Annotated in this window: 1 protein-coding gene; it reads right to left on the bottom strand. The window is 58.8% G+C overall.

All coding sequences use genetic code 11. From position 1 onward, the window contains the following. A partial coding sequence (locus tag HU766_RS26610; RefSeq protein WP_186661876.1) for an immunoglobulin-like domain-containing protein occupies positions 1–340 on the bottom strand: 340 nt, incomplete at both ends.

Genomic DNA, 340 nt, shown 5'->3' with positions numbered 1-340 from the left:
GTACGGCGCGCTGGTTTCACCGGCCTTGATGGTAACCGTGGCATTGTTGCTCAGGGTCACGACCAGGTCGTGCGCCAGCGCGGTGTTGATGTGAACGGTGAAGGTCGGCTTGACGTTCTCGGCAACCGAGACTTGGTCAGCGGTGATAGTGACCTTGACCAGATCACCTTCGTTGCCCGGAGTACCTGGCTCGTCGGTAACAGCGGTGCTGACCGGGGTCTTGTCCAGGACCAAGTTCTCGAACTGACCGACATCAGCGCCATCAACCGAAGCGATCGACTTGATCACTGGGTCGTTGGTACCGGTGTAGACGTTGTCAGGCGCAGTAACGGTGACGAAG

Origin of the sequence: Pseudomonas sp. SWRI77, assembly GCF_014269105.1 — a bacterium.
GTDB lineage: Bacteria > Pseudomonadota > Gammaproteobacteria > Pseudomonadales > Pseudomonadaceae > Aquipseudomonas > Aquipseudomonas capeferrum.
The sequence above is the reverse complement of the archived record's forward strand: the minus strand, read 5'-3'. Positions and strand labels throughout refer to the sequence as shown.